Origin of the sequence: Halorubrum sp. BV1 (genome assembly GCF_000746205.1) — an archaeon.
In the GTDB taxonomy this organism is placed as follows: Archaea; Halobacteriota; Halobacteria; order Halobacteriales; family Haloferacaceae; genus Halorubrum.
Window position 1 is genome coordinate 221,861 of sequence record NZ_KN050825.1, and the last position, 6,629, is coordinate 228,489.

Sequence of the window (6,629 nt, forward strand, 5' to 3'; positions counted from 1 at the left end):
CGAATAAGTCTTCTGACGCGGTGCAGTGTCGGCTCACCGGCCGGCGCTAGAATCGCTCGCGGAGCTCGCCGCGGAGGTCGTCGAGGTCGAGGTCCTTCATCGCGAGCAGCACCAAGAGGTGGTAGACGAGGTCGGCGCTCTCGGCCGTAAGCTCGTCGAGGTCGTCGTCCTTCGCCGCGAGGATAGCCTCTGTCGACTCCTCGCCGATCTTCTCTAAGACGGCGTTTTCACCCTTCTCGTGGGTGAATAAGGAGGCGGTGTACGACCCTTCGGGAAGCTCGGCTTTCCGGGACTCGATGGTGGCGAACAGCGCGTCGAGGACGGCCTCGTTGGTCGCTTCCGCCTCGGGGTCGCTCACGCCATCACCTCCTGCTCGGGGAAGAAGGCGAGATCGTGGATCCGCGGGTCATCGGTGAGCTCCGGGTGGAACGCGGTGGCGAGGACGGGACCGTCGCGCACCGCGACCGGCCCGCCGTCGACGGTCGCGAGGACCTCGACGTCCGGGCCGACGTCGTCGATGAGCGGTGCACGGATGAACACCGCGTGGAACGGGTCGTCGAGTCCGTCGACCGACAGCGCCGCCTCGAAGGAGTCCTTCTGTCTCCCGAACGCGTTCCGGTCGACCGAGACGTCGACAAGACCGAGCGGGTCGACGCGGTCGTCTTTCGCGTCGCGGGCGCAGACGATGAGGCCGGCGCAGGTCGCGAGCGCGGGCTTGCCGGCCGCGACGTGGTCGCGGATCTCGGCGGCGATGCCCTCGCGGTGGAGCAGCCGCGAGATCGTCGTCGACTCGCCGCCCGGTACGAGGAGGACGTCGCAGTCGGGCACGAGTCCCGCCTCGCTGATCTCGACGACGTCCACTGGCTCGTCGTGGGCGGCCGCGGCGTTCCGGACGGCCGCGGCGTGTTCGGCCACGTCGCCCTGCACGGCGATGACGCCTGCTTGCATGACTGGCGATCCGTCGAGGACGGGGAAAAAGGGCGCGCTACGCGGACGGCCGTCGATCGACCGGCAGTCGATCGATCGGCGGCCTGTCGAGTCTGTCGTCGAGCGTCGCGGTCGACGCTCTCGGCCGATCTACGCGACGGTCAGGGAGAGTATCTGGACGAACACGCCGAAGAGGACACAAAAGGCGAGGACGGTCTTCGGATTCATCGTGATCGCGTCCCGACCCTGGTTGTCGAAGTAGCGGACCAGTCCCGCACTCGACATCAGGCCGCCGGAGTTGGAGCCACTGCTCATACACTGTGTTCCGTCTCACCGCGTTCTAAACGTTTCGCTCGCGTCTCGGCCCCGGGCGCTCGGCCTCCGGGTCCGCCAACCGCGCCCGGCGGTCTCGCTGTCCCGCGCCCGGCGGTCTCGCTGTCCCGCGCCCGGCGGTCTCGCTGTCCCGCGCCCGGCGGTCTCGCTGTCCCGCGCCCGGCGATTCTGTACCCGAATACGCACAAGTGGGAAACCCTTATGCGCGGTGCGACGGTACGTTGCGGCGGATAATGACTGTTCGACTGCTGGATTTTCACGCAGACTGGTGTGGCCCGTGTAAGACGCAGGACCCGATCCTCGAGGAGATTGAGGAGGACCTCGGCGACGCCTTCGAACTGCAGAAGGTGAACGTCGACGAGGAGCAGGACGTCGCCAACCAGTATCAGGTGCGATCGCTTCCGACACTGATCGTCGAGAACGACGACGGCGTCGTCGACCGGTTCGTGGGCGTCACACAGCGGGAAGACATCGAAGCGGCGCTCGCCGAGGCGGGCGCGTAGCCGGACAGTCGGACGCGGTCCGTCGTGACCGGCGGCGTCTCGCAAGCTTTTACAGCGTCGCCACGACAGTAGTCGTATGGCTAGTTTCGACGCCGCGGAACGCCGCAACCTCGATCGACACATCTGCATGCGCTGTAACGCTCGCAACTCTCCCGACGCCGACCGCTGCCGCAAGTGCGGCTACACGAAGCTCCGCCCGAAGGCGAAGGAACGCCGCGCCGCGTAAACCACTCAGGGAATCGGCGTCGATTCACCGATCGCCGGTACCCGTTTCCGTTTCCGTTTCGAAGCGTCTCCGAGTCCGGCGTCCGTTCGTTCGATCGGTTCAATCGTCCGCGAGCGACGCCGCGTCGAGTTCCGCCGCGTCCTCGCGGCGCACCGTCGACCGGTTCGACCGGGGGTCCTTCTCGACGGTGACGAGGTCGTCTGCGGCCCCAACCAGCTCGTCGTCGTGGCTGACGATGAGGATCTGTCGAACGCCGAACCCGCGCATCTCCTCGACGAGGCGCACGAGCCGGGAGACGTGGCCGGAATCGAGAAAGACCGTCGGCTCATCGAGGATGAGCGGCGGCGTCGGCGCTGCGCCCTCGATCCCCTCCGAGAGCAGCCGGTAGATCGCACAGCGCAACGAGAGGTTGAACAGGGCGCGCTCGCCGCCGGAGAGCTGTTCCGGATCCAGCGCCTCCCCGTCCTTCTGACACACCGTGAGCACGTACTCGCCGTCGAGTTCGATGTGCGAGTAGGCGTCGTTGCCGTAGACGAGTTCGAACGTCTCGTTGAGGGTGCGCTCCAACTCGGCGACGTTTCGCTGGCGCAGTTCCGCGCGCAGGTCGCCGTACATCGCCTCCAGTTCGCTCGTCTCCGCGTGGAGCGCTTCGAGCGCGTCCACCCGCTCTGTGAGCGATTCGCGCTCCTCGCGGAGGGTCTCTAACTCTCGGAGTTCGCCTTTCACGCCGCCGATCGCGTTCTCGATTTCGGTCCGGCGGTCCGCGAGCCGGTCGAGCTCCTCGTCGACCTCCTCGAGGTACTCCTCGGCCTGCGCTTTCTTCGCTCTCGCCGTCTCGACCGCGTCCTCGTCGACCGCGTCGGCGATCTCGTCGCGTCGCTCGCGCTTGTCCGCGAGGCGGTCGCGTCGCTCGTCGTTCACCTCCGTTAGGTTCTCCCGCTTCTCGCGGTGCCGCTCGATCGCGTCTTCCGCGTCTGCGATAGCCGAGAGCCGCTCTTCGATCGCGGCCACCGCCTCCCGGACGTCCTCAATCGCTGCGAGCGCCTCCTCCAACTCTGCCACGCGATCCGCGGCCGTCTCGGCCTCCTCCCGTTTCTGGGCGGCGACCTCGCGGGTCTCTTCGGCCTCCGCGCGGAGGTCGGCGGCGCGCTCGCGCTTCTCCGTGGCCGCCTCTCGCTTCCGTTCCACCTCCGACCGCTTCTCGTCGACCCGCTCGCCGAGGGCCTGGATCCGGTCGTCTATCTCGTCGAGCCGGTCGGCCGCGCTCGCGAGGTCGGTCAGTTCCGCGACCCGGTCGTCGAGATCGCTCTCTCGCTCGCGGGCGTCCTCCAGTTCCGCCTCCAGCTCGGCGACTCGCTCGCGGTCCTCGTCGATCCCGCTCGCGTGCGGGGAGTCCGCGACCGGCTGGCCGCACTCGGGACACTTCCCGGCCGCGAGCAGCTCCTCTGCCTCCGCGACGCGATCGCGGGCGTTCTTCACCTCCGCTTCCAGCTCCGCGATCCGCTCACGGACCTCGCCGCGCCGCTCGCGGAGGACCTCCCGCCGGTCGGCCGCCCCGTCGGGGTCGACGTCGGCGTCGGCGGTCGCGAACCGCTCGCGCAGCGTCTCGGCCTCCCCACGAAGCTCCTCGATCGACGCCTCGCGGTCGGCGGCCTCCTCCGCGGCCGCCTCGGCCTCCGCGGCGAGGTCGGCGGCCGCTGACTCCGCCTCCGCGGCGCGCTCGTCGCGGTCGGCGGCCTTCTCGGCGAGGTTCGTCGCCTGATTACGGAACGCCTCGGCGTTCACCCGCTCGTCGTCGAGTTCGTCGCGGATCTCGCTCTCGCGGTCGGCAAGCTCCTCGCGCCGCTCGGCGATGGCCTCGTCGCTCGCCGCGTCGAGCCCGGCGTCGTCGAGTCGGTCGGCGATCTCGCCTTCGATCTCTCCGATCCGCTCGCGAGCCTCGCGGACCGCGTCGCGGTGCTCGTCGCGCTCGCGTTCGGCCGCCCGGATCGCCGCTTCGATCTCGTCTATCTCCGCCTCGACCGCCTCCAGCGTCTCGCGTTTCTCCGCGTGGGTCGACAGCGTCTCGGCGGCGGCCTCTCGGGTCTGTTTCGCCTGTTCGCGCTGCGTCTCGCACCGATCGATCTCGTCTGTGACCTCCGAGAGTTCGGTTTCGAGCCCGTTGAGCCGGTCGTGGAGATCCTTCGCTTCCTTCGTTTCGATCTGGCCGTCGAGCTGGTCGAGCCGCCCGCGCCGGTTCTCCAAGACGTCCTCGACGCCGAGACGGGCGTCGCCCGCGCGCTCGCGGTACTCCTCCAGTTTCCCGAGCTGGAGCAGGTCGTCTATCGTGTCCTGGCGCTCGCGGGGAGTGGCGTTGATCAGCTTGTTCACCTCGCCCTGCCGGACGTACGCGCAGTTGACGAACGCCTCGGCGTCCATCCGGAGCAGCTCGGTGACGAACTCCCGCACGGCACGCGCGCCGTCACGGACCACGTCTTCTCCGTCCGTCGATTCGAGGGTGCACTGGTGGTCGATCCGCCCGTCGTACGCCTTGAGTCGCCGCTCGACGTGGTAGGACGCGCCGTCGTGGGTGAACCACAGGTCGACTTCGGTCTCTTCTTCCCCGTTCGTGATCACGTCGTCGAGCGTGCCGTCGAGCGCCGTCGAGCCGTACAACGCGAAGAAACACGCCTCCAAGAGCGATGACTTCCCGCTGCCGTTGAGTCCGTGAATTACGGTGACGCCCTCGCTCAGCCGAAGGTCGGCGTCACCGTAGGGCTTGAAGTTCGAGAGCCGGACGCGGTCGAAGTTCACAGGTAGTCCTCCATGGAGACTTGGCCGTCGATCGGATCGGCGTCATCAGTGGATGGTTCGTCGTCGCCGTCCGCGTCGTTATCGGCGTCTGCGTCACCGTCCGTGTCGTCAGCGCTGTCAGCCGTGTCCGCGCCATCGGTGGACGGTTCGGCGGTCCCGGTGGACGGTTCGGCGGCCCCGCCGGGTGTGTCGGTCCCGTCAGACGTGTCGGTCCCGCCGGACGCCGAGTCCTCGTTTCCGCCCTCTCCCCCGGAATCGAACGCGTCGAGATCGTCGAGCCGCTCTTCGACGCGTCGTTTCACCGTCTCCCTGACGGTGGTGTCGGGGACCGTCTCCGACCGGACCGCGTCTTCGACGTCGTTCGCGGCCGGCGAGAGCGACATCTCGTCGAGGCGCTCGCGGACCGCGTCTTCGGGGTCCGCGAAGCTCACGTCCACCTCGGCGTCCGTCTCGACCTCCCGGCGGTCGGTCACGCGGGCGATGAGCGCGCCCTCGTCGGTCGCGAACGCCTCGATCGCGGCCGGCGTGACCGGGTCGCCCTCGCCGGTCACGTCGACGAGGACGACTGCGTCGTCCAGATCGTACTGGCGCACCTGCTCGCGAACGCGCGACTCGCCTTCGCCCTCTCGGAGGTCGACCTCGACGAAGACGAACGGGCGCGTGTCGAGCGCGCGCCGTCGGATCTCCACGCGGTCGTCGCCGCCCGCGGCGTCCGCGTCGAAGGTGACGAGGTTGTATCCCCTGCCTGCCGTCTCGCTCGCGCTCGCGCGCTCTGTCGATCCCGGGTAGGTGACCCACGTGTCCGCGACTTCGGCGACGTCCGGCGTGTGGTTGTCACCGAGGAGCATCGCGTCGAACGCCACGTCGCTCTCCGCGAGCACCTTCTCCGTGTCCCAGTCGGCGTAGCCGAACGGCTCGAACAGGCCGTGGGCGACTAAGGCGGCGTACTCCGCGTCGTGGTCAGCGAACGCGTAGTCGAGGTCGTCGCGGCGGGAGACGGGGACGTGATCGAGCCCGTAGAAGGCGGTGTCGCCGACGACGGTCGGCGCGTCGCCGAGGCGGGTCGCGAGCCCCAGCCGCTCGAACAGGTCGAGCCACTGGCCGCCCCGGGTCGACTCGTGGTTGCCGACCACCGCGAGGAAGGGAATTCCGGCGTCGTCGAGCCGCCGGAGGACGGAGATCGTCCCCATCAGGTCGGGAAGGTCCGGTCGACGGTCGTGAAAGAGGTCGCCCGCGTGGACGACGGCGTCGACGTCGCCGTCGACGGCGTCGTCGACCACGGCGGCGAACGCGTCGAGGAAGTCCTGGCGTCGGACCGGCGAGTGGTATTGCGCGTACCCGATGTGGGTGTCGCCGGTGTGGATCACCCGTGTCATCTGTGCGCGTCTTGGCCGGTATCGGGTTTAGGGGTTCCGGGGGAACGGGTCGCGCTGACGCGGCCGAGCCGAGCCGCGTCACCCGGCGGCGGCCGCCCGGAATCGTCGATACGCGTCGAGCGCCTCGTGGCCCCGCTCTGCCGCCGCGTCGTCGCCGTCGCGCTCGGCGGCCGCGATCGCCTCGCGCAGGCGATTGAGCCCGCCGCCGTGGACGAATCCGGCGGCCCGTCTGAGGTCCGTGCGCGCCGCGTCCGCCTCGTCGATCACGGCGACGGCGGGGGACGTCGCGGTGTCGGTGCGTGTCGCGAGCGCGGCGAGCGCGCGTTTGACCGCGGTAGTGGAGACCACGCGCGCTCTGCGTCGCTATCGCTTGTTAACGCTCGGACGTGGGAACACGAGAGTATGTCTCACGCAGGTATGTCTCACGCAGGTATGTCTCACGCAGGTATGTCTCACGCAGGTATGTCTCAC

7 protein-coding genes and 1 pseudogene are annotated in these 6,629 nt (G+C 68.9%); 2 read left to right on the forward strand and 6 right to left on the reverse strand.

What is annotated here, in order from left to right; all coding sequences use genetic code 11:
- Positions 1–46: 46 nt before the first annotated feature.
- The 3 genes from hisE to EP28_RS12635 form a co-directional block, all read right to left on the reverse strand.
- A complete protein-coding gene (hisE, locus tag EP28_RS12625) occupies positions 47–358 on the reverse strand; it encodes a phosphoribosyl-ATP diphosphatase (RefSeq protein ID WP_049984355.1) in 312 nt (103 codons plus the stop codon).
- Complete coding sequence (gene pdxT / locus EP28_RS12630) at positions 355–948, reverse strand: pyridoxal 5'-phosphate synthase glutaminase subunit PdxT (RefSeq protein WP_049984356.1); 594 nt, start codon at positions 946–948, stop codon at positions 355–357. The genes hisE and pdxT overlap by 4 nt, the downstream gene beginning before the upstream one ends.
- Positions 949–1,077: 129 nt before the next feature.
- Positions 1,078–1,242, reverse strand: a complete 165-nt coding sequence (locus EP28_RS12635; protein WP_049984357.1) for a preprotein translocase subunit Sec61beta — start codon at positions 1,240–1,242, stop codon at positions 1,078–1,080.
- A 251-nt stretch (positions 1,243–1,493) separates the two neighbouring features.
- On the opposite strand from EP28_RS12635, the gene EP28_RS12640 reads away from it, so the two are divergent.
- Both EP28_RS12640 and EP28_RS12645 read left to right on the forward strand, forming a co-directional pair.
- On the forward strand, positions 1,494–1,763 hold the full coding sequence (locus EP28_RS12640; RefSeq protein WP_049984358.1) for a thioredoxin family protein: 270 nt from the start codon (positions 1,494–1,496) through the stop codon (positions 1,761–1,763).
- 76 nt (positions 1,764–1,839) lie between these two features.
- A complete protein-coding gene (locus EP28_RS12645; protein WP_004049145.1) occupies positions 1,840–1,989 on the forward strand; it encodes a 50S ribosomal protein L40e in 150 nt (49 codons plus the stop codon).
- 99 nt (positions 1,990–2,088) lie between these two features.
- Here EP28_RS12645 and rad50 read toward each other — a convergent pair whose 3' ends face one another.
- The 3 genes and pseudogenes from rad50 to EP28_RS12660 form a co-directional block, all read right to left on the reverse strand.
- Entirely contained in the window at positions 2,089–4,782 is a 2,694-nt protein-coding gene (gene rad50 / locus EP28_RS12650) for a DNA double-strand break repair ATPase Rad50 (RefSeq protein WP_049984359.1), read from the reverse strand.
- Complete coding sequence (mre11, locus tag EP28_RS12655; RefSeq protein WP_049984360.1) at positions 4,779–6,158, reverse strand: DNA double-strand break repair protein Mre11; 1,380 nt, start codon at positions 6,156–6,158, stop codon at positions 4,779–4,781. Before mre11 ends, rad50 begins: the two co-directional genes overlap by 4 nt.
- A pseudogene (locus EP28_RS12660) lies at positions 6,155–6,506 on the reverse strand (hypothetical protein). Before EP28_RS12660 ends, mre11 begins: the two are co-directional and overlap by 4 nt.
- Between the last annotated feature and the right edge of the window lie 123 nt (positions 6,507–6,629).

Excerpts from the sequence above, each read along its gene's own strand:
- EP28_RS12635 (WP_049984357.1), bottom strand. The coding sequence starts at position 1,242 with ATGAGCAGTGGCTCCAACTCCGGCGGCCTGATGTCGAGTGCGGGACTG.
- pdxT (WP_049984356.1), bottom strand. The coding sequence starts at position 948 with ATGCAAGCAGGCGTCATCGCCGTGCAGGGCGACGTGGCCGAACACGCC.
- EP28_RS12640 (WP_049984358.1), top strand. The coding sequence starts at position 1,494 with ATGACTGTTCGACTGCTGGATTTTCACGCAGACTGGTGTGGCCCGTGT.
- mre11 (WP_049984360.1), bottom strand. The coding sequence starts at position 6,158 with ATGACACGGGTGATCCACACCGGCGACACCCACATCGGGTACGCGCAA.
- EP28_RS12645 (WP_004049145.1), top strand. The coding sequence starts at position 1,840 with ATGGCTAGTTTCGACGCCGCGGAACGCCGCAACCTCGATCGACACATC.